Annotated in this window: 16 protein-coding genes and 1 pseudogene; 5 read left to right on the forward strand and 12 right to left on the reverse strand. The window is 74.7% G+C overall.

Annotated features, from left to right (window positions below; genetic code table 11):
• Positions 1–316: 316 nt before the first annotated feature.
• The 3 genes and pseudogenes from ABZ899_RS08035 to ABZ899_RS08045 form a co-directional block, all read right to left on the reverse strand.
• Positions 317–1,213: a glycosyltransferase gene (locus ABZ899_RS08035; protein WP_361342346.1), complete on the reverse strand. Its 897-nt coding sequence runs from the start codon at positions 1,211–1,213 to the stop codon at positions 317–319.
• Entirely contained in the window at positions 1,210–2,094 is an 885-nt protein-coding gene (locus ABZ899_RS08040; protein ID WP_361342349.1) for a glycosyltransferase, read from the reverse strand. Before ABZ899_RS08040 ends, ABZ899_RS08035 begins: the two co-directional genes overlap by 4 nt.
• A gap of 184 nt (positions 2,095–2,278) precedes the next feature.
• Positions 2,279–2,377 (reverse strand): annotated as a pseudogene (locus tag ABZ899_RS08045) (universal stress protein); the annotation flags it as partial.
• Positions 2,378–2,681: 304 nt separating this feature from the next.
• Here ABZ899_RS08045 and ppdK point away from each other — a divergent pair.
• Positions 2,682–5,375: a pyruvate, phosphate dikinase gene (ppdK, locus tag ABZ899_RS08050; RefSeq protein ID WP_361342352.1), complete on the forward strand. Its 2,694-nt coding sequence runs from the start codon at positions 2,682–2,684 to the stop codon at positions 5,373–5,375.
• Positions 5,376–5,674: 299 nt separating this feature from the next.
• Here ppdK and ABZ899_RS08055 read toward each other — a convergent pair whose 3' ends face one another.
• The 5 genes from ABZ899_RS08055 to ABZ899_RS08075 all read right to left on the reverse strand — a co-directional run bounded on the left by ABZ899_RS08055 (position 5,675) and on the right by ABZ899_RS08075 (position 13,179).
• Positions 5,675–7,621: an SWIM zinc finger family protein gene (locus ABZ899_RS08055; RefSeq protein WP_361342355.1), complete on the reverse strand. Its 1,947-nt coding sequence runs from the start codon at positions 7,619–7,621 to the stop codon at positions 5,675–5,677.
• Complete coding sequence (locus ABZ899_RS08060; RefSeq protein WP_361342358.1) at positions 7,618–10,440, reverse strand: DEAD/DEAH box helicase; 2,823 nt, start codon at positions 10,438–10,440, stop codon at positions 7,618–7,620. The genes ABZ899_RS08055 and ABZ899_RS08060 overlap by 4 nt, the downstream gene beginning before the upstream one ends.
• 106 nt (positions 10,441–10,546) lie before the next feature.
• Entirely contained in the window at positions 10,547–11,128 is a 582-nt protein-coding gene (locus ABZ899_RS08065) for a sugar kinase (RefSeq protein WP_361342361.1), read from the reverse strand.
• Entirely contained in the window at positions 11,125–12,273 is a 1,149-nt protein-coding gene (locus tag ABZ899_RS08070; protein WP_055619448.1) for an ROK family glucokinase, read from the reverse strand. Before ABZ899_RS08070 ends, ABZ899_RS08065 begins: the two co-directional genes overlap by 4 nt.
• Positions 12,274–12,441: 168 nt before the next feature.
• Entirely contained in the window at positions 12,442–13,179 is a 738-nt protein-coding gene (locus ABZ899_RS08075) for a GntR family transcriptional regulator (RefSeq protein WP_361342539.1), read from the reverse strand.
• Positions 13,180–13,308: 129 nt separating this feature from the next.
• Between ABZ899_RS08075 and ABZ899_RS08080 the strand changes: the two genes are divergently transcribed.
• Entirely contained in the window at positions 13,309–14,331 is a 1,023-nt protein-coding gene (locus ABZ899_RS08080) for a Gfo/Idh/MocA family oxidoreductase (RefSeq protein WP_361342364.1), read from the forward strand.
• Between the two features lie 15 nt (positions 14,332–14,346).
• Here ABZ899_RS08080 and ABZ899_RS08085 read toward each other — a convergent pair whose 3' ends face one another.
• Together ABZ899_RS08085 and ABZ899_RS08090 are read right to left on the reverse strand one after the other, a co-directional pair.
• Complete coding sequence (locus ABZ899_RS08085) at positions 14,347–15,036, reverse strand: response regulator transcription factor (protein ID WP_361342367.1); 690 nt, start codon at positions 15,034–15,036, stop codon at positions 14,347–14,349.
• A 76-nt stretch (positions 15,037–15,112) separates the two neighbouring features.
• On the reverse strand, positions 15,113–16,366 hold the full coding sequence (locus ABZ899_RS08090) for a histidine kinase (protein ID WP_361342370.1): 1,254 nt from the start codon (positions 16,364–16,366) through the stop codon (positions 15,113–15,115).
• A gap of 169 nt (positions 16,367–16,535) precedes the next feature.
• Here ABZ899_RS08090 and ABZ899_RS08095 point away from each other — a divergent pair, with 169 nt between their 5' ends.
• Both ABZ899_RS08095 and ABZ899_RS08100 read left to right on the forward strand, forming a co-directional pair.
• Positions 16,536–16,736 (forward strand): hypothetical protein, encoded by a 201-nt coding sequence (locus tag ABZ899_RS08095; RefSeq protein WP_361342373.1) that lies wholly within the window; start codon positions 16,536–16,538, stop codon positions 16,734–16,736.
• 106 nt (positions 16,737–16,842) lie between these two features.
• Positions 16,843–17,229 carry a ribonuclease domain-containing protein gene (locus ABZ899_RS08100; RefSeq protein WP_361342376.1) on the forward strand — a complete coding sequence of 129 codons (387 nt, stop codon included), beginning with the start codon at positions 16,843–16,845 and terminating at the stop codon, positions 17,227–17,229.
• Positions 17,230–17,328: 99 nt separating this feature from the next.
• Here the strand turns inward: ABZ899_RS08100 and alc are convergent, their stop codons facing one another.
• A complete protein-coding gene (gene alc / locus ABZ899_RS08105) occupies positions 17,329–18,444 on the reverse strand; it encodes an allantoicase (RefSeq protein WP_361342379.1) in 1,116 nt (371 codons plus the stop codon).
• Between the two features lie 37 nt (positions 18,445–18,481).
• Complete coding sequence (allB, locus tag ABZ899_RS08110; RefSeq protein ID WP_361342382.1) at positions 18,482–19,819, reverse strand: allantoinase AllB; 1,338 nt, start codon at positions 19,817–19,819, stop codon at positions 18,482–18,484.
• Between the two features lie 276 nt (positions 19,820–20,095).
• Between allB and ABZ899_RS08115 the strand changes: the two genes are divergently transcribed.
• On the forward strand, positions 20,096–20,887 hold the full coding sequence (locus tag ABZ899_RS08115) for an IclR family transcriptional regulator (protein ID WP_361342385.1): 792 nt from the start codon (positions 20,096–20,098) through the stop codon (positions 20,885–20,887).

The raw sequence follows: 20,887 nt of genomic DNA on the forward strand, positions 1-20,887 counted from the left end.
GCGGGCGGGCGCCGGGCAGTGAAGCGGGGCCCACCCGCCCCGCGGGTGCCGGTCGGGACGGGCCGGGACGGGGCGCGGGAGTTGCTGGGGGTCCTGCGGGCGGGCCCCGGGCAGTGAGGCGGGGCCCACCCGCCCCGCGGGTGCCGGTCGGGACGGGGGGAAGGGCGCAGGAGGTGCCGGGGGTCCTGGGGGCGCGCGCCGGGCAGTGAGGCGGGGCCCACCCGCCCCGCGGGTGCCGGTCGGGACGGGGGGAAGGGCGCAGGAGGTGCCGGGGGTCCTGCGGGCGGGTGCCGGGCGGTGAGGCGCGTGGGCTCGCTCAGCCCACGTACCGGCGGGCCGTCGAGTGGCGTTGGGAGGTCTCCAGGAGCCGTAGCCGGGACTCCACGTCCGGGGGGAGGAGCCGCCGTTCGCGCAGGACCCAGGGCAGCGCGGCCGCCGCCTCCGTGAAGGCGCGCAGGGACGCCCTGTCCCGGGGGACCGTGCGGGCCAGGTGCAGGGTGCGCCTCAGGGCGCGCCCCGCCGGGCGGCGCAGCCACGTGAACCACAGCGTGTTGCGGATGCCGTGTGAGCGGCGCAGGGTGGGGTCCCGGACGACCGACGCCTGGTGATGGATCGTCAGGTGGTCGGCGTAGATCAGCCACCAGCCGTCGGCGGCGAGGTCGGCGGCGAGCAGTTCCTCCTCGCCGCCGAGCCACAGCCGGGGGTGGAATCCGCCGGCGGCCCGGAAGGCGTCGGCGCGCAGCACCGTCGCGGCGGCGAGGAAGGAGCCGAGGGCCGGTCCGGGCAGCCACGCGGGCCCGGTCAGGGGCGAGCCGCGCAGCTCGGCGACGATCGGGTCCTCCGTGCCGTCGGGTTCGACGACGATGCGGGCGGTGACGGTACCGAGCCCGGCGTGCCGGTCGAGCAGGTCGGCGGCCCCGGTCAGGGAGCCGGGCGCCCACCAGGAGTCGTCGTCGCAGAAGGCCACGTACGGCGTGCGCACATGCCGCATGGCCAGGTTGCGGCCGACGGCGCCCAGGTTGCGGCCGGGGCGCAGCAGGAGCGCTTCGGGGTGGTACCGGGTGACGGCGTCGGCGGTGCCGTCGGTGGAGCCGTTGTCGGTGACGATCACCCGGGGCCGCTCCGGCAGCTCCGCCAGCCGGTCGAGGGTGCGCAGCAGTTCCGGGCGGCGGTCGTGGGTGATGACGACGACGGTCGTGCGGGGGTCGGTCATACCGGTGCTCCGATGGCGTCGGCCGCGGTGTCCAGGGTGCGGGCGGCCCGTTCGACGGGCGGGGGCAGCGGCCTGCGCGCGCGCAGTGCCGCGGGCAGGCGGGCGAGGGCGCCGCGCAGGGCCTGGCGGGCGTCGTCGTCGTGGCGGGCATCCCGGGCCAGGTCGCGGGTGAGGCCGAGCGCGTACGGCAGCGGGCGGCGCAGCCACGCGGTGAGCAGGGCGTTGCGCAGGACGATGACCGAGCGGCCGGTGCGGGGCGACGGCGCCGGGTGGTGGTGGGCGACGACGTCGGCGCAGTGGGTGACGCCCCAGCCGCGGGCGGCGAGATCGTAGGCGAGCAGGGTCTCCTCGCCGCCGAAGAACAGCACCGGATGGAAGCCGCCGACGTCCAGGTAGGCGCTGCGGCGGACGATGCCGGCGCAGGCGAGGAAGCCGAGGACCTGGGTGCCGGGGAGGTCGGTCGCCGGGCCGAGCGGCGACCCGGCCAGCACCTCGTTCAGCGGATCGGGTTCCGCCGCCGGGCCGACCAGCGTCCGCGCGGAGAGCAGGCCGAGCCGCGGGTGCGCGTCGAACAGTGCGGTGGCACGGCTCAGCGCGCCCGGCGCCCACCACGAGTCGTCGTCGCTGAACGCCACGTACGGCGTGTCCAGGGCGCGGACGCCCGTCGTACGGGCGAGGGCTCCGCGGTTGACCGGCAGCCGCACCACGCGGACCTGCGGGAATTCGCGGGAGAGCAGGCCGGGGGTGCCGTCGGTGGAGGCGTTGTCCACGACGACGACGGGTGGCCGCTCGGGCAGGCGCAGGAGGTGCCGGAGGGTGAGGGCCAGCGAGGGCGCGCGGTTGCGGGTGGCGATGACGACGCCGACGGCCCCGGGGGTCACCGGCCGGCGGCTTTCGGATCGCGTGCGGAGCGGACCGCCGGGCCGGCGCGGCCGGGGAGCGGGCTGTGACGGGACGACCACCGCATAGGGCCTCCTCACGGGTCACCGTTCCCCGGCCGAGTGCCCGGCGGGCGACGGCGGACACGCGAAGGGGCGAGCCGAAGGAGGCGGAACGCGGTGGCCGTCACGTCCCGCGGACGACGGCGACCGCGCAGTGGGCGTGATGGAGCACGGCCTGGCTGACCGAGCCGAGCAGCAGTCCGCCGAAGCCGCCGCGATGCCTCCACGGCGGCCAGACTCGACGCCGACCCGTCCACGCCCACGACCACCCGACCGCTGACTCCCTCGCCGTCGTCGCCCCGCTCCGTCAAGTCTTCACCGGGCGGCCCTCCCCCGGCATCCGGTGCCCGTGTCCCTCGGCGGGCGGGCCGGCGCGTTCCGCCAGGGGGCCGATCGGCCTCACCCCGAGGACGTCCAGCGGCTGCCGTCCCGCCGCCGTCCGGCCGAGGCTGGAGGGGTACCGCACACCGGCCGGCGCCGCCCCAGGGGTGATCCGAGAGCACGTGGCCGGAAGGGAGAGCAGGGAAATGGTCCGTCACGTGTACGCGTTCACCGAGGGCAGCCGGGACATGGCCGCCCTGCTCGGCGGGAAGGGCGCCAACCTCGCCGAGATGACCCGGATGGGGCTGCCGGTGCCGCCGGGGTTCACCGTCACCACCGAGGCCTGCCGGGCCTTCCTCGCCACCGGGGCCGAGCCGGACGGTCTGTCCCGCGAGATCTCCGACCACCTGACCGCGCTGGAGGAGGCCGCCGGGCGGCGCCTCGGGCAGCCGGACGACCCACTGCTGCTGTCCGTCCGCTCGGGGGCGCGGTTCTCCATGCCCGGCATGATGGAGACGATCCTCGACGTCGGACTCAACGACGCGTCCGTCGAGGGCCTCGCCAAGTCCTCCGGGAACGAGCGCTTCGCCTGGGACTCCTACCGCCGGCTCGTGCAGATGTTCGGCAGTACGGTCATGGGGGTCGACGGCGCCCTGTTCGAGGACGCCATGACCCGCCTCAAGCAGGCCCGGGGCGCGGCGGACGACCTCGGTCTGGACGCGGGCGACCTCGCCGAGCTGGTCGAGGCCTACAAGGAGCTGATCCACCGGCACACCGGCGACCACTTTCCGCAGCTCCCGGCCGAACAGCTGCGCCGGGCGGTCCTCGCCGTCTTCTCGTCGTGGAACGTCGAGCGCGCCCGCCTCTACCGGCGCCGCGAGCACATCCCGGACGACCTGGGCACCGCGGTCAACGTGCAGACGATGGTCTTCGGCAACCTGGGCTCCGACTCGGGCAGCGGCGTCGCCTTCACCCGCGACCCGGCCACCGGCCGGCCCGGCCTGTACGGCGACTACCTGCCGAACGCGCAGGGCGAGGACGTCGTCGCCGGCATCCGCAACACCGTCCCGCTGGCCGACCTGGAGCGCCTCGATCCGACGTCGTACGCCCGACTGCGGGAGCACATGCGGGCGTTGGAGGAGCACTACCGGGATCTGTGCGACATCGAGTTCACCATCGAGCGCGGCCGGCTGTGGATGCTGCAGACCCGGGTCGGCAAGCGCACCGCCGAAGCCGCGTTCGCCATCGCCGCCGAACTCGTCGACGAGGGGCTCATCACCGAGGACGAGGCGCTGCGGCGCGTCGGCGGCGAGGGGCTGGCCCGGCTGATGTTCCCCCGGTTCGACACCTCGAGGGTCGGCGAGGTGCTGGCACGGGGCATCCCGGCCTCGCCGGGGGCCGCGGTCGGAGCCGCCGTGTTCGACTCCGCGGAGGCGGTCCGCCGTGCCGCCGCCGGGGAGAAGGTCGTCCTGGTGCGGCAGGAGACGACGCCCGACGATCTGCCCGGGATGGTGGCCGCGCAGGCCGTGCTCACCAGCCGGGGCGGCAAGACCAGCCACGCCGCCGTGGTGGCCCGGGGCATGGGCAAGGTGTGCGTGTGCGGGGCGGAGGAGATCGACGTCGACCCGCGTGGCCGCCGTTTCACCGTGGGCGGCACGGTCGTCGAGGAGGGCACGGTCCTGTCCGTGGACGGCTCGGCGGGATCGGTGTACGCCGGTGCCGCGCCGCTGGTCGACTCCGCCGTCATGCGCTACTTCGAGACCGGGGACCGGTCGGGGCCCTCGGCGGAGCTGGTCGGCGCCGTGGCCCGCGTCATGGAACGGGCCGACGGGGCACGCCGGCTGGGCGTGCGCGCCAACGCCGACACCCCCGAGGACGCGGCGCGCGCCCGCCGTTTCGGCGCCGAGGGCATCGGGCTGTGCCGCACCGAGCACATGTTCCTCGGCGACCGGCGGCCTCTGGTGGAGGCGATGATCCTGGCCCGTACGGACGCCGAACGCGAGCGTGCCCTCGCGGAGCTGCTGCCGCTGCAACGCCAGGACTTCACCGGCATTCTGGAGGCGATGGACGGCCTGCCCGTCACGATCCGGCTGCTCGATCCGCCGCTGCACGAGTTCCTGCCCGACCGCACCGAACTCGCCGTCCGCCTCGCCGCCGCGCAGGCCCGGGGCGTCTCACCCAGCGCCCACGACAGCGAACTGCTGGACGCCGTCAACCGGATGCACGAGGAGAACCCGATGCTCGGCCTGCGCGGGGTGCGCCTCGGGCTGGTCGCGCCGGGTCTCGTGGCCATGCAGGTGCGGGCGGTCGCCGAGGCGGTCGTCGACCGCAGGCGGGCCGGTGGTGATCCGCGCGCGGAGATCATGGTGCCGCTGATCGACACCGTCCAGGAACTGCGGCTCGTGGGCGAGGAGGTGCGGCAGGTCCTCGCCGAGGTGTCCGAGGAGTCCGGGCTCGTCGTGGACTGCCCCGTCGGCACGATGATCGAGCTGCCCCGCGCCGCGCTGACGGCGGGCCGGATCGCCGGGGAGGCGCAGTTCTTCTCCTTCGGCACGAACGATCTCACCCAGACCACCTGGGGGTTCTCGCGGGACGACGTCGAGGCGGCCTTCTTCTCGGCCTACCTGGACAAGGGCGTCTTCAAGGTCTCCCCGTTCGAGACGATCGACCGCGAAGGCGTGGGCCGGCTGGTCGAGATCGCGGTCGCCGAGGGCCGCGCTGCCCGGCCCGGCCTGAAGATCGGGGTCTGCGGCGAGCACGGCGGGGACCCGGAGTCGGTGCACTTCTTCCACGCGGCCGGCCTCGACTACGTCTCCTGCTCCCCGTTCCGGGTGCCCGTCGCCCGGCTGGAGGCGGGACGGGCGGCCCTGACGGGGACGGACGGCAGTGACAACCGGTGACGGGAGCCCGGTGGCGCGGGCCGAACGGCCCCGGGCGAGAAGGGAGCCGGCATGACGACCCGCAGGGTCGGTGAGGTGATGACCCCACGAGATCCGCCGCGAGATGGCCGGCGACGTCCTGCCGCCTGCTGCCCCCGCCGGGGACTCGCCGTGTGACCGTGCCGGTCCGGGACGGCGCGGTCACGCTGACGGGACGGCTCGAAGACGGGACGCCGTCCTCCTCGCCGCCCGGTCGGCGTGGCGCGTCGACGGCGTGGTCCGTGTGGTGAACGACCTGACGGCGGATTCCGGGACCGGCGTCAGTCCTGGGCGCTGCCGAGTCCCGTGAGGGCGCCGACCGGGTCCAGGTCGGGGGTGCCCCTGGGCCACCAGTCGTCCCGGCCCGGCTCGGACTCGTACGGGTACCAGAGCCCGTCCCGGCCCAGGCGGACCTGGACATGACCGCGCGGGTGGGTGAGGCGGTTGCGCCAGGGCCGGAACGCCGGGAGGTCGGCGGCCAGGAGCAGCGGGCGGGCCCGGTCGAAGCGCCCCGCCGGAGGATCCCAGGGCTCCTCGAGGACGGCGAGGCCCTCCAGTCCGCCCTGTCGCCAGGCGGCGACGGCCCGGGCGAGGTCGGCCGTCGTACGGCCGGCGGCCGACGCGAGGGAGGCGTACAGGGCACGGCTGCCGGCGGTGAGGCCGGAACCGGGGCGCGCGGCGGCGAGCCGGACCGCGTCCTGCCAGAGCGTCAGACCGCCGACCGGGTCCCGGCCGGTCCCCAGGAGGGCGTGCGCCCGTGCCGCCGCGTCGGTGGCCAGCTGGTCCAGCGCGAACGGGTCCGGCCCGCCCGGCGCCGCCGGATAGACCGGGGGCTGCTCGGGGTGCGGCGGCGCCGGCAACGGGGGCGGCAGCGGCGGGAGCCGGCGCTCCGCGGCCAGCGCCTCGGCGGCGCGTACGCCCGCCAGGGGCGCCGGCTGCCGTTCCTGCGCGGCACGGGCCGCTCGCGCCGCGTTGCGCCGGGACAGGGCGTCGAGCAGTTCCCGCTCGCCGCGGCCGCGCAGCAGGAACAGGACGAACGGGTCGGCGTCCAGCAGCCGTGCCGTCTGGTAGCAGAGGGCCGCCGCGTGCTTGCAGGGATGCCCCCGGTCGGGGCAGCTGCACCGGGGGTCGAGGTCGCCCGGTCCGGGCAGCAGCGGCACGTCGCCCTCGGCGAGGGACTGCGGCATCTCCTTGTCCAGCAGCGCGGCGATGTGCCCCGGGTGTTCCGCCACGGCGTCCAGGAATCGCGCCCAGTCGGCGTCGCCCAGCGTCCGCAGCCGCACCTGCACGCGGTACGGCCGGGGCCGGCTGCCGCGCACGTACGCCAGCACCAGTCCCGGTGTCACCGTGATGGCGTCGACGTGTCCTTCCTGCGCGTAACCACGGCCACGGGCGAGGCGCTTGACGTCCAGGGCGCCCTCCTCCAGGGCGGTCACCCAGGCGTTGCCCCACCAGGTCTCGGCGAACCCGGCGTCGTCCGAGGGTCGTGGGGCGAAGGCCGGGTAGGTACGCCGCAGTTCGCCGTCCCGGCCGGGGGCGGCCATGGAACGGGGCACCTGGGGGGTGGCCGCGGGAGCGGGGCCCGGCGAAGGGGGGCCCTGGCCCGGCGCAGGGGTCCCGGACGGCTCCACCGGCGTCGCGTCGCCGACAGCCCGGACCGTCTCGTCGGTGCGATCCGCCGAGGCCGGGGCGGACCCGGGGTCGTCGGCGTCATGGGCGTCGTCGGCGTCGTCGGCGTCTTCCCAGGACGGCATCCGGAAGGCGCCGGCCACCAAGCGCCTCACGTCGCCGGCACGCCGGGCGGCGGTGTCCCGGGCCTCGCTCCCAGCCGCCCGCTCCCCTGCCGGGGCGTCGGAGGCGGCGCGCCGGGGCCGGTGAGCGGCCCGCTCCTCGCGCTCGGCCTCCGCCGCGGCCCGCCGCCTGTCCGCCCGGGCGGCGCGCAGCGCCTCCCTGGCTCCCTCGGCCGCGCGCCGCGCGGGGCCGGGACCGGGACCCTCACCGGAGTCGGCTGGAGACTCCGTCCGCGCGTCCGGCGCCGGTGACGCCGCACGCCTCAGCGCCGCGCGGGCGGCGTCACCGGGACGTGCCTCCGCAGGGGGGCGCCCTTCGGAGGCCGGTGTGCCGTCCCCGTCGGCGTCCCGCTCCGCCTCGCGCCTCTCCCGGGCGGCCCGCAACGCCTGCCGGGCGGCGTCGGCCGGGCTCTGCGCGCGCTCGTCCTCCCCCGTCATGACTCCCTCCTCAGGGACACCAGGTCGGTCAGCTCACGGTCCGTCAGTTCCGTGAGGGCCGACTCGCCGGTGCCGAGGATCGCGTCGGCCAGGGCCCGCTTGGAGGCGAGCATGTCCGCGATGCGGTCCTCGACGGTGCCCTCGGTGATGAGCCGGTGGACCTGGACGGGCTGGGTCTGGCCGATGCGGTAGGCCCGGTCGGTGGCCTGCTCCTCGACGGCCGGATTCCACCAGCGGTCGAAGTGGACGACATGGCCCGCGCGGGTCAGGTTGAGCCCGGTGCCCGCCGCCTTCAGGGAGAGCACGAGGACCGGGGTGGCACCGCTCTGGAACCGGTCCACCATGTGTTCCCGGTCCGGGACCGGGGTGCCGCCGTGGAGCATCTCCACCGGGACCGCCCGGGCGGCGAGGTGGGAGGTGATCAGGCGGCCCATCCTGACGTACTGCGTGAAGACGAGCGCCGAGCCGTCCTCGGCGAGCACGGTGTCGAGGAGTTCGTCCAGGAGGGTCAGCTTGCCGGAGCGGACGGCGAGGCGCTCGGCGGCGGCGGACGGGTCCTCCTTCAGGTACAGGGCGGGGTGGTCGCAGATCTGCTTCAGGGACGTCAGCAGTTTCAGCACCAGGCCCCGGCGGGCCATGCCCTCGGCCGTCTCGATGGCGATCAGCGACTCGCGGACCACCGCCTCGTAGAGCGCGGCCTGTTCACGGGTGAGCGGCACCGGATGGTCCGTCTCCGTCTTGGGCGGCAGCTCCGGGACGATCCCGGGGTCGGACTTCCTGCGGCGCAGGAGGAACGGCCGGACCAGGCGGGCCAGCCGCTCGACCGCCTCGTCGTCCTCGCCGTTCTCCACGGCGCGCGCGTGGCGGGCGCGGAAGGACTTCAGGGGGCCGAGCAGGCCCGGGGTCGTCCAGTCGAGGAGGGCCCACAGCTCGGAGAGGTTGTTCTCGACGGGGGTGCCGGTCAGGGCCACGCGCGCCGGGGTCGGGATGGTGCGCAGGGCCTTCGCCGTCGCGGAGTAGGGGTTCTTGACGTGCTGGGCCTCGTCGGCGACAACCATGCCCCAGGTGGCCGCCGCGAGCGTGGGCGCGGCCGAGCGCATGGTGCCGTACGTGGTGAGGACGAAGCCGCCGTCGAGGCCGTCCAGGGTGCGGTCGGGGCCGTGGAAGCGGCGGACGGGGACGCCGGGCGCGAACCGGGTGATCTCCCGCTGCCAGTTGCCGAGCAGGGAGGCCGGGCACACGACCAGGGTGGGGGCCCGGCGGGCACGCTGCAGGTGCAGGGCGATGACGGTGATCGTCTTGCCGAGTCCCATGTCGTCGGCGAGGCAGCCGCCGAGTCCGAGCGAGGTCATGAGGTCCAGCCAGGCCAGGCCCCGCAGTTGGTAGTCGCGCAGGGTCGCCCGCAGCCCCGCCGGGGGCTCGGCGGGGCGGATGCCGGCGGTGAGCCGGTCGCGCAGGGCGGCGAGCGCGCCGACCGGCACCGCCTCGACGGTCTCGCCGTCGACCTCGGCGCTGCCGGTGAGCGCGACGGACAGCGCGTCGACGGGGTCCAGCAGGCCGAGTTCGCGTTTGCGGGCCTTGCGCACCAGGGCCGGGTCGACCAGCACCCACTGGTCCCGGAGCCGGACGACGGGGCGGTGGGCCTCGGCGAGCGCGTCCATCTCGGCCTCGGTCAGCGGGTCGCCGCCGATGGCCAGCTGCCAGCGGAACTGGAGCAGTTCCTCGCTCTCGAAGAAGCCGGTGCCGTCGGTGGCCGAGCCGGGGGCGGGCCGGACGACCGCGGCGGCGCTGAGGTCCTGTGCCAGGTCCCGGGGCCAGTGGACCGCGACGCCCGCGGCGGCGAGCCGGGTCGCCGCGACGCCGAGCAGGTCGCCCAGCTCCTCGTCGGACAGGGCGAGGACGTCGGGCACGTCCTGCTCGGAGAGGCGGTCGAGCGGCGGCCACACCCGGGCGGCGCGCCGGACCGCGAGCGCGGCGTCCACCCGCGCGCGGGGCCCGAAGGCGGTGTCCGCCTCGCCGGACCACAGGGCGGCGGCGTCGGCCACGAGGGTGGGGTCGGCGAGGCTGTGCACCTGGACGATCGCGGCGCCCGCGTTGCGCGAGCCGCCCGCGTCCTCGTCGAAGAGGGTGTGGGCGGACAGGTCCAGGCGGAGCGAGACGCGTACGCCGGCGTCCATGCCGGCGGCGACCTCGGCCGCCCACGCGTGGGCGGTGGGCAGCGGCTGGGCCTCGCGCGCGGCGAAGGGGCGGCCGGCGGCGTAGGGGGCGGCGGGGGTGCGGGGCAGGCTGTCGGCGACCGCGTCCAGGAAGGACCGCAGGAGCGCCTCGGGCTCGGGCAGCCGCAGCGGGCCCGGGCCGGGCAGCGGGACGGCGTGGCCCTCGGGGGGCAGGGCGGCGGCGATCGCCCGCAGGTGGGTGATGTCGTCGGGGTCGAGGGGGCCGGCCCGCCAGGCGTCGTGGCCGGTGGGGGTCAGACCGGGCAGGAGGCGGCCGCGCGCGGTGAGCCGCAGGGCGTGCAGGGCGGCGGCGCCCCAGCAGGCGGTGGCGGGGTGGGCGGCCGGGTCGTGCCGGGCGCGCACGAGCAGCGGCAGGGCCTCGGTGAGGGACAGGGTCAGCGAGGCGGTGGTGCGGCGGCGGACCGTCGAGCCGTGCGGCCGTACGACGGTGAGCTCGCCGTCCTGGGCGGGGAGCGGGTCGCCGTCCGGGTCCCAGAAGGCGATCCGGCCTTCGCGCGGGAGCGGTGCGGGCAGGAAGACGGCGGCGAGCCGCGGGGGGACGGTCCCGTCCGTGCTCGCGGTCGTCGCGGGTGCGCTGCTCATGCGTCCTGTCACCTCCCTCCCCGACGTCGGACCGACTGTCTCCGACTCTACGGGCGGGGTCTGACAATCGGCCCCGGCCACCGGGGCGGGCGCCCTTCGGCGCGGGCTACGGGACGGTGCGGGCGACGACGTACACGAAGGGCTTCCGCGGGTCGGCGAGGTTCACCACGATGTCGTGGGTGGGTGCCGGGTTCTCCCGCTTGTCGACGACGCCGTACCAGGGGCCCTCGCCGGTGAACTTCCAGCCGGTGATCTTCTGGTCGCGGGCGCTGATCGTGATGTCGTCCCGCTTCAGGTCGTTCCGGTCGAGCCCCATGGTCCTGAGGTACCCGTCGAGGCCGCCGGGGACGGTCTCGAACTGGACGTAGAGCCGGCTGGTCTTCCAGTTGTTGGTCTCGTAGTAGGCGACCTTGTACGAGGGGACCGGGATGGTCACCTTGTAGATGTGGCGCTGGACGCGCGCGGGCCAGCCCGCGGTGAGGCCGGTCGCCGAGTACTTGGCCTCCTTGTCCTTGCCGCTGTCGCGGCTCTGGTTGGCGGAGATGACCAGGTAGCCGGCGGGGACGCCGATGAGCAGCACGATGATGAGCAGCGTGAGCGCCCGGCGGCGGTTGCGGTGGCGGCGGTCCTCGGTGGGCTGCTGCGGCTCGTCCGGGGAGTCGACCTGACGGGGTACGGACATGGTCACGCCGACCCCTGGGACGTCCGGCGGGACTCCGTGAAGCGTGCGTAGCGCTCGTAGCGCTCGACACGGCGCCGGTTCGCGCGGCGGAAGCGCCGGGCGACGAGGCGGGCGAGGTCGGCGGCGCCGACCATGCCGGCCTCGGGGCCGAGCTGGGCGCGGGCGATACGGGCCTCGGGGCGGTAGCCGCGGCCGGTGAGCTGGCGCTTGAAGGCGTCGCGGGCGGGCCCGATGAGCAGGTCGTCCGCGGCGGAGACGCCGCCGCCGATGACGAAGCAGGACGGGTCGAGGGCGGCGGCCAGGTTGGCGATGCCGACGCCGAGCCACTGGCCGATGTCCTGGAGCAGTTCGATGCACATGGCGTCGCCCTCGCGGGCGAGCTCGGTGATCATCGGGCCGGTGATGTCGGAGATCTGGCCCTTGACGTGCTCGATGATCCCGTACGCCACCGGGGAGTCGGCGGCGGCGAGCTCGCGGGCCTCGCGCACGAGCGCGTTGCCCGAGCTGTACTGCTCCCAGCAGCCGCGGTTGCCGCACGGGCAGCGGTGGCCGCCGGGCACGACCTGCATATGGCCGAACTCGCCGGCGACGCCGTACTTGCCGCGCTTGACCTGCCCGTCCTCCAGGATCGCGCCGCCGATGCCGGTGCCGAGCGTGATCATGACGAGGTGGTCCTCGCCGCGTCCGGCGCCGAAGCGCCACTCGGCCCAGGCGGCGGAGTTGGCGTCGTTGTCGACCAGGACGGGCACGGCGAGACGGCCCGCGAGGCGGTCGCGCAGGGGTTCGTTGCGCCAGGACAGATGGGGGGCGAACAGGACGCGGTTGCGGTCGGCGTCGACCCAGCCGGCCGCACCGATGCCGACGGCGTGCACGTCGTGGCGGTCGGACAGGTCCAGGACGAGTTCGACGATCGTGTCCTCGACGACCTTGGGGCTCTTGGACTTGTCCGGCGTCTCCGTGCGGAGCTTCTCCAGGATGTTGCCGTCCGCGTCCACGACGCCCGCCATCACCTTGGTGCCGCCGATGTCGATGCCCACCGTGGGCACGCGGGGAGCCGACAGGTGCGAGCGGCGCTCTCTGGAGCCGACCGTGCGCAGCACGGGGGCCCGGCGGGAGCCGATCGGTGCGGTGAAGTCGCGGTAGGTGCTCATCGGGCCCGATTCTGCCGCACGCTCACACTGGGTGCCGAGCGGGGGAGCAATGGGACGGTTGCCGCGAGTGGCCGGTTCCGGGGTGGAATGTGCCGTGGGGAGCGGGTGCCGAGCGCTTCGCAGCGGTCGCCCGTTTGTCCTGACATTGCTACGTACCGACCGGTCCGGTCAGGATCGTACGAGGAGCTGGAACTCGAACGAGTAGCGGCTCGGCCGGTAGGTGTGGGTGCCGTACTCGACCGCGCGGCCGGTGTCGTCGAACGTCACGCGCTGCATCGTGAGCAGAGGCGCGCCCTCCTTCTCGGCGAGGCGGTCGGCCTCGGCGGCGGTGGCGGCGCGGGCCCCGATGGTCTGCCGGGCGCTGTGCAGGGTGATGCCGGCGGCGCGCATCAGCCGGTACAGGCCGGTCGCCTCCAGCTGCTCGGTGTCCAGGTCCAGCAGGCCGGGCGGCAGGAAGTTGCACAGGTGGGCCATCGGCTCGCCGTGCGCCAGGCGCAGCCGTTCGATCCGCTGGACGTCGCCGCCCTCGGTGACCCCGAGGGCGGCGGCGACCTCGGCGGACGCGGGGACGACGGTGTTGACGAGGACGCTGGTCGCCGGGCGCTGCCCGGCCGACTCCAGGTCGTCGTAGAGGCTGCTGAGCTCCAGCGGGCGTTTGACCTGGCTGTGCACGACCTGGGTGCCGACGCCGCGGCGGCGCACCAGCAGCCCCTTGTCGACCAGGGACTGGATGGCCTGGCGGACGGTGGGGCGGGACAGACCGAGGCGCGCGGCGAGTTCGATCTCGTTGCCCAGCAGGCTGCCGGGGGTGAGGGCGCCGTGCTCGATGGCGGCCTCGAGCTGCTGGGAGAGCTGGAAGTACAACGGCACCGGACTGCTCCGGTCCACACTGAGCTCGAGTTCCACGGTCGGGTCCATTTCTGGTTTCGGCACGGCCCGACTGTAGTCCCACGGCCTGTTGACGGGAAGTTGTGTAGTTCGATTGTCCGGACATTGTCATTGACAGCGTCCACACCGAACCCCCACTTTGTTTCCATGCGCATCGGGGTCATCGGTACGGGCCGCATCGGCACCATCCACGCGAACACGCTCAGTCGCCATCGTGACGTCGGGTCGTTGATCCTCACGGACGCGAACCCGTCGCGGGCCCAGGAGCTGGCGCACCGGCTCGGCGAGACGGCGGCGCCCGGCATGGACGAGATCTTCCGGTGGGGCGTGGACGCGGTGGTGATCACCACGGCGACGTCCGCCCACGCCGAACTGATCGGGCGGGCGGCCCGCTCCGGTCTGCCCGTGTTCTGCGAGAAGCCCATCGCGCTGGACCTGCCCGGGACGCTGCAGGCCATCGCGGAGGTAGAGACAGCAGGGACGATTCTGCAGATGGGGTTCCAGCGCCGCTTCGACGCCGGGTACGCCGGGGCCCGCGAGGCGCTGCGCTCCGGCCGGCTGGGGCGGCTGCACACCGTGCGGGCCCTCACCAGCGACCAGGCGCCGCCGCCCGCCGCGTGGCTGCCGCTGTCGGGCGGCCTCTACCGGGACACCCTGATCCACGACTTCGACATGCTGCGCTGGGTGACCGGGCGGGAGGTCGTGGACGTGTACGCGGCCGGTTCGGACGCCGGGCCCGCGATGTTCCGCGAGGCGGGCGACGTGGACACCGCCGCGGCCGTGCTGACGCTGGAGGACGGGACGCTCGCCACGGCGACGGCGACCCGGCTGAACGGTGCCGGGTACGACGTGCGCATGGAGCTGGCCGGCGAGCTGGACCAGGTCGTGGTCGGCCTGGACGACCGAACGCCGATCGCGTCCACCGAGCCGACCGGGCCGCCCGCCGCGGACAAGCCGTGGACCGGGTTCCTGGAGCGGTTCGGGCCCGCCTACGAGGCCGAGCTGAACGCCTTCGTCGAGGTCGTGCGCGGCGAGCGGGCCAACCCCTGCGACGGGCGCGAGGCCCTGCAGGCGCTGCGGATCTCCGAGGCGTGCGAGATGTCGCGGCGCGAGCGAAGACCGGTGGCGCTCGGCGAGCTGCCCGGGGGCACCACGACCGCGGCCCTCTGAGGCCCCGTCGGCGCCCTAGCGTCCCTCGCCCTTGAGGTCGTCGAGCTCCTCCAGGAGTCCCGCGTCGTACGCCAGGAGCGCGATCTGCACCCGGTTGTTGAGGTCCAGCTTGGCGAGGACGCGAGAGACGTGGGTCTTCACGGTGGCGACGCTCATGTAGAGCTCCCCGGCGATCTCGGCGTTGGACAGGCCCCGGCCCACGGCGACGGCGACCTCGCGCTCACGGTCGTTCAGGGCGGTCAGCCGCTCGCGTGCGTGGGCGCGGCGGGTGTCGGCGGCCGTACCGGCGGCGTGGTCCATCAGCCGGCGGGTCACGGTGGGCGACAGGACCGGGTCGCCGGCGGCGACCTTGCGCACCGCGTCGACGATCTCGGCCGGCGGGGTGTCCTTCAGCACGAAGCCGGAGGCCCCGGCGCGCAGGGCGCGCAGCACCTGCTCGTCGGCGTGGAAGGTGGTCAGCAGCACGACCTGCGGCGGGTCCTTCCGGGTGCGCAGCCGCTCCGTCGCGGTGAGGCCGTCGACGCCCGGCATGCGGATGTCCATCAGGACGACGTCCGGCCGGGTGCGGTCGACCAGCGGTCCGACGTCGGCGCCGTCGGCCGCCTCACCGACGATCTCGATGTCCTCGACCCCGCCCAGCATCAGGGACAGTCCGGCCCGGACCAGCGGATCGTCGTCGACGAGGAGCAGTCTGATGGCAGTCATGGGCCTCACGTAATCACGGTCGTCCGGTGCGCGGGGACGGGTCCGCCCAGGAAGGACTCCGCCCGCACGCCCGCGGTCACGCCCACGGCAGCCACGCCCGGATGCCGAACCCCCCGTCCGCCTCGGGCCCGTGCTCGAACCGGCCGCCCGTCAGCGTCGCCCGCTCCCGCAGCCCGATGAGCCCCTGACCGGAGCCGGGCACGGGCGGCACCTCCCCCTCGGGGGCCCGGTTGCGCACCGCCACGGTCAGGCCCTGTCCCGGTGCGCCGGTGACGGTCACGGTGACCTCGGTGCCCGGGGCGTGCTTGCGGGCGTTCGTCAGTCCCTCCTGGGCGACGCGGTAGGCGGTGCGGCCCACGGAGGCCGGTACGGCGGCCTGGTCGGTGACGCGCAGGTCGAGGGTGACCTTCATGCCCGCCTCGCGGCACTCGGCGACCAGGGCCTCCAGCGCGGCGAGGGTCGGCTGGGGCCGGCCGGAGTCGTCGGACTCGCCGGCGCGCAGGACCCCGATGATCTCGCGCAGGTCCTGCAGGGCCTCGTGGGCGCTCTCCCGGATGACACCGGCGGCCCGCTGGACCTCGTCGCGGGGCGCGTCCGGCCGGAACTCCAGCGCTCCCGCGTGCACGCTGAGCAGGGTCAGCCGGTGTGCGAGGACATCGTGCATCTCCCGGGCGATGGCCTCACGGGCCAGGCGCTGCGCCTGCTCCGCGCGCAGCCGGGCCTCCGTCTCGGCGCGCCGCGCGCGGTCGCGCAGGCTCACCATGAGCTGCCGCTTGGACCGTACGAACATGCCCCAGCCGACCATCGCCCCGGTGAGCAGGACGACGGAGAAGACGGCCCAGCCGTAGGGGACGTCGGGGTCGGGGCGCAGCCAGAAGAACAGCGGGGTCAGCGCCAGCGAGGCGCCGGCGACCCAGGCGACGTACCGGAAGGGCCGGTGGACGGCCAGGGTGAACAGGGCGACGACACCCGCGCCGCCCGCGGTGTTCGACACGAAGCACACGGGGACCATGGCGACCGCGAGCCCGACCGGCCAGCGGCGCCGGAGCCACACCGCGGCGCAGGCCAGGGCGCCGAGCAGCTGGTCGGCGGCGACGAGGCCGGAGGGGAGGTCCTCCTGCGCCAGCGTGTCCGCGGTGAGCAGGCCGAGCAGCACGGCCAGCAGGAAGCAGCCGAAGTCGACCACCCAGTCGCGGGCCGTGCGCCGGGGCCGGCCGGGCCGGTCGGGGTCGGGTTCGAACTCCTCGGCCAGGGCGGAGGGCAGCAGCCAGCGCCGCTCCGCGAGGAACTGCGGTGGGGACGGGCGCTGTTCGGTGGTCACGGTCGACAAATCTACGCAGAGGCGGCTTCCGGTGGGCCTCTCGCGACGGCATCACCGACCAAAGTCGCGGCACCGGGGACTTTGGTGGACGCGGGCCGCCCGGAAGGCCTCCTTCGGCCGCGCCTGTCGCGCCCACCGGCCGATGGGCGCGAGGTGCCCGGCGGGCGAGGCTGGGGGCATGAAGCAGCTCCTGGAGTTCCTCGGGTTCATCTGTCTCGTGCAGGGCGTCGCGGGCCTGGTCCACGAGTTCACCGACTGGCACTGGGGGCTGGTGCAGCGCGTCGGCTTCCTCGACGGCTACGAGGTCTACGCGAGCGTGACCCTGCTGGTGCTGGCGTTCGCGCTGTTCGCGGTGGCCGAGAGCCGGAAGCCCGGGTGACCGCCTCGCACGCCGTGGCAGCGGCGTGCACATCGGGGGGACATCCGGTGGAGAACCGCAGAGTTGACATTGACATGCCATCTTCTACGCGCGTCATCATACGGCCATGCGATTCCCCCCACACCTCGCCCGTATCGGCTCCGCGGCGGCGCTGCTGACCGCGCTGCTCGTCGGCGGCGCCGTCACCGCCACCCCCGCGACGGCCGCCGTCGGCAGCATCTGCCAGAGCGACCTGCCGTCGCAGGCGCACGACACCCTGGACCTGATCGAACGGGGCGGCCCCTTCCCCTTCGAACAGGACGGCACCGTCTTCCAGAACCGGGAAGGCGTCCTGCCGAGCCGGTCGACCGGCTACTACCACGAGTACACGGTGATCACGCCGGGCTCCGACACCCGGGGCGCGCGGCGCGTCGTCACCGGTGAGGAGCCACAGGAGGACTACTACACGGCCGACCACTACGCGACCTTCGACCTGATCGACCCCGGCTGCTGAGGTCCGGCCGGCAGGCCGTACCGCACCACTGAACGCTCGCCCCGCGGACCCCCCACAGCACCACCGGCCGCGGGGCGAGACCGTTCCCTCGCCGCCCGGCTACCCGCCCAGCTCCTGGTGACGGGCGCGCAGGCCCGCGGCGCCCTGCTCCGTCAGCGAGCCGTGCAGGCGCAGCCGCGAGATGCCGCCGTCCGGATAGATGTCCACGCGCGCATGCGTGCCGACGGCCGGGGACGGCAGGACGAAGCGGTGATCGGTGTCGGGCTGGAGACGGGTACGCGGGACGATCTCCGTCCAGGTGCCGCTCTCGCCGTCCTTCACGGACACCGACGCCCAGCCGGCGCTGTTTCCCTTCAGACAGGCGGTGTCGATCTCGACGGCCCGGATCTCGGACTGGGCCGCCAGCCGGTAGCGGATCCAGTCGTGGCCCTGGTCGCGGCGCCTGCGGGTCTCCCAGCCGTCGTCCATCTGGCGGGAGCGGCCCGGCTGGATGGTGTTGGTGGCGGGCGAGTAGAAGAGGTTCGAGGCGTCCTCGACCTGGCCGCCGTTCTCCAGGGCGACGACGTCGAAGGTGCCGAGCGCCGCCAGCCAGGCGGGGTCGGGCACGACCTCCCCGTACACGCGCAGGCGCGCCGTGCCACCGTCGGGGTGCTGGTTGAGCCGCAGGTGGGTGAAGCGCTGCTCGACCCGGACGGCGAAGCCGTTCGCGGCGTGGCCGCCGACCGGGGTGCGCGGTACGAGCGTCGTCCACTTCACGTCGTCGCCGAGCAGCTCCTCGGGCGACGGCGAACCCGGCACGCAGGCGCCCTCGACGGACACCGCCTGCGGGTAGTTCCCGCGGAAGTGGGCCGTGTCGACCACGATTCCGCGGATCACGCCGGGGGCGCCGAGGCGTACCAGCGCCCAGTCGTGGTCCTCGGCCGTCGGCCAGGGGTGATCGGCCGAGGCGCCGCGGCGGCGCCGGGTCTCCCAGCCGTCCATGACCTTGCCCTTGTGCCCGAAGTGCTCGGGGTCGAACGCGGCCCGCCCGGGCACCAGGAGGTTCTCGCGCTGGGCGAAGAACTCGTCGTTGGCGGCGACGACGGAGGCGCCGAGGCGCCGGTCGGCGAGATCGGCGTACCGGGTGAAGGGGAAGTCGGCGGTGCGGTAGTCCGCGTACGGGTCGCCGCCGCGGTAGGGGCTCGCGTCGCCGGTGAAGCTGGGGATCGCCGTCACGGTGATCAGGTCTGCCTTTCGCGTCGTCGGATGGGAGTCACGGGGTGCGGGTGAGGAGACGTCCCTTCGGGTCGGTGAACTCGCCCTCGGCGAAGACGCGTTCGCCGCGCAGCCAGGTGGACCGCACGACTCCGTGCAGGGTCCTGCCCGCGTACGCCGTCACGCGGTTGCGGTGCTGCAGGGCGGCCGGGTCCACGGTGAAGGTCGCGTCGGGGGCGAGCACGGCGAAGTCGGCGTCGCGGCCGGCCTCGATGGCGCCCTTGCGGCCGAGCCCGGCCAGCCGGGCGGTCCGGGTGGACATCCAGCGGACCACGTCCTCCAGGCCGTGCCCGCGCCGGCGCGCCTCGGTCCACACGGCGGCCAGGCTGAGCTGGAGACCGGAGATGCCGCCCCAGGCGGTGGCGAAGTCGTCGGTCTTCAGGTCGGCCGTGGAGGGTGAGTGGTCGGTGACCACGCAGTCGACGGTGCCGTCGGCCAGGGCCTGCCAGAGCAGGTCCTGGTTGGCGGACTCGCGGATGGGCGGGCAGCACTTGAACTCGCTGGCCCCGTCCGGGACCTCCTCGGCGGTCAGGGTGAGGTAGTGCGGGCAGGTCTCGACGGTGATCCGTACGCCCTCCCGCTTGGCCTCGGCGATCAGCGGCAGCGCGTCACCGGAGGACAGGTGCAGCACGTGCACGCGCGCGTGGAGGCGTTTCGCCTGGGCGATCAGCCGGGCGATCGCGGTGTCCTCGGCGTCCCGCGGGCGGGAGGCGAGGAAGTCCGCGTAGCGGGGCCCGCCGTGCTGCGGGGCCGCCGCCAGGTGGTGCGGGTCCTCGGCGTGGACGATCAGCAGTCCGCCGAAGGAGGCGATCTCGGCCATGGAACGGGCGAGGTCGTCCGGGCCGAGGTGCGGGAACTCGTCCACGCCGGACGGCGACAGGAACGCCTTGAAGCCGAAGACCCCGGCCTCATGGAGCGGGCGCAGGTCCCCGGTGTTGCCGGGCAGGGCGCCGCCCCAGAAGCCGACGTCGACGTGCGCCTTGTCGGCGGCCGTCTTCCGCTTGACGCGCAGGTGGTCGACCGTGGTGGTGGGCGGCAGGGAGTTGAGCGGCATGTCGACGAGGGTGGTGATGCCGCCGGCCGCCGCGGCGCGCGTGGCGGTCCAGAACCCCTCCCACTCGGTGCGCCCGGGGTCGTTGACGTGCACGTGCGTGTCGACGAGGCCGGGCAGCAGGACGTCGTCGCCGACGTCCTCCAGCCGGGCGCCCGACGGGACGCCGGCGTCGTACCCGAGGACGGCCGTGATCTTTCCGGCGGAGACCGCGACCGAGGCGGCCCGCGTCCCCTCCGGGGTGATGACGCGCGTCGAGCGCAGCACCAGTTCGACGTCGGACACCCCGGACCCCTCTCTGCCGCCTCGGCTTCCGCGAGCCGCTCGGGACGCCCGCTCGGACCACGGAAATTCAACGTTCTGTTGAAGGAGTCTTCACTCCCGTCGCGGCGCCGTCAAGGGCACACTTCTCCACAGTGCACCGCGCTCGAGAACTCTGGACAGTTCCACGAAGTGGAATTAGCCTTCCATCAAGCAGAATGTGAAAGACGCCTTCGCGGGCGGTCGACCGACCGGCGGGTAGGCTTCTGCCCTTCCCACCGGCCCCGAAAGGAACGCGCCGTGCCGACGTCCAGCGCCAGCACCACCGACTCCGCCCGGCCCAGCGGCGGCGTCCAGTCCCTGGAGCGCGCCTTCGACCTGCTGGAGCGGATGGCGGACGCCGGTGGCGAGGTGGGCCTGAGCGAACTGTCCGCCAGCAGCGGTCTGCCGCTGCCCACCATCCACCGCCTGATGCGCACCCTGGTGGCCTGCGGATACGTCCGCCAGCAGCCCAACCGGCGCTATGCCCTCGGACCGCGGCTGATCCGGCTCGGCGAGTCCGCCTCCCGGCTGCTGGGCACCTGGGCCCGCCCCTATCTGGCCCGCCTGGTCGAGGAGACCGGCGAGACGGCGAACATGGCCCTGCTCGACGGCGACGAGATCGTCTACGTCGCCCAGGTGCCGTCCAAGCACTCGATGCGCATGTTCACCGAGGTGGGCCGGCGCGTGCTCCCGCACTCCACGGGCGTCGGCAAGGCGCTGCTGGCGTCCTTCCCGGCCGAGGAGGTGCGCGCGCTGCTGTCGCGCACCGGCATGCCGGCCGCCACGGAGCGGACGATCACCACGCCGGACGGTTTCCTCGCGGCGCTGGAGGACGTGCGGCGCACCGGCTACGCCGTCGACGACAACGAGCAGGAGATCGGGGTGCGCTGCCTCGCGGTCCCCGTGCCCGACTCCCCCACCCCGGCGGCCATCTCGATCTCGGGGCCGGCGGGCCGGGTCACGGAGGCGGCGACGGAGCGGATCGTGCCGGTGCTCCAGCAGATCGCCGACGAACTGGCCGAGGCGCTGGCCAGCCAGAACCACTCCTGA

Origin of the sequence: Streptomyces sp. NPDC046859, assembly GCF_040645135.1 — a bacterium.
In the GTDB taxonomy this organism is placed as follows: Bacteria; Actinomycetota; Actinomycetes; order Streptomycetales; family Streptomycetaceae; genus Streptomyces.

Excerpts from the sequence above, each read along its gene's own strand:
- ABZ899_RS08035 (WP_361342346.1), bottom strand. The coding sequence starts at position 1,213 with ATGACCGACCCCCGCACGACCGTCGTCGTCATCACCCACGACCGCCGC.
- ppdK (WP_361342352.1), top strand. The coding sequence starts at position 2,682 with ATGGTCCGTCACGTGTACGCGTTCACCGAGGGCAGCCGGGACATGGCC.
- ABZ899_RS08055 (WP_361342355.1), bottom strand. The coding sequence starts at position 7,621 with ATGACGGGGGAGGACGAGCGCGCGCAGAGCCCGGCCGACGCCGCCCGG.
- ABZ899_RS08060 (WP_361342358.1), bottom strand. The coding sequence starts at position 10,440 with ATGAGCAGCGCACCCGCGACGACCGCGAGCACGGACGGGACCGTCCCC.
- ABZ899_RS08070 (WP_055619448.1), bottom strand. The coding sequence starts at position 12,273 with ATGAGCACCTACCGCGACTTCACCGCACCGATCGGCTCCCGCCGGGCC.
- ABZ899_RS08080 (WP_361342364.1), top strand. The coding sequence starts at position 13,309 with ATGCGCATCGGGGTCATCGGTACGGGCCGCATCGGCACCATCCACGCG.
- ABZ899_RS08085 (WP_361342367.1), bottom strand. The coding sequence starts at position 15,036 with ATGACTGCCATCAGACTGCTCCTCGTCGACGACGATCCGCTGGTCCGG.
- ABZ899_RS08095 (WP_361342373.1), top strand. The coding sequence starts at position 16,536 with ATGAAGCAGCTCCTGGAGTTCCTCGGGTTCATCTGTCTCGTGCAGGGC.
- ABZ899_RS08100 (WP_361342376.1), top strand. The coding sequence starts at position 16,843 with ATGCGATTCCCCCCACACCTCGCCCGTATCGGCTCCGCGGCGGCGCTG.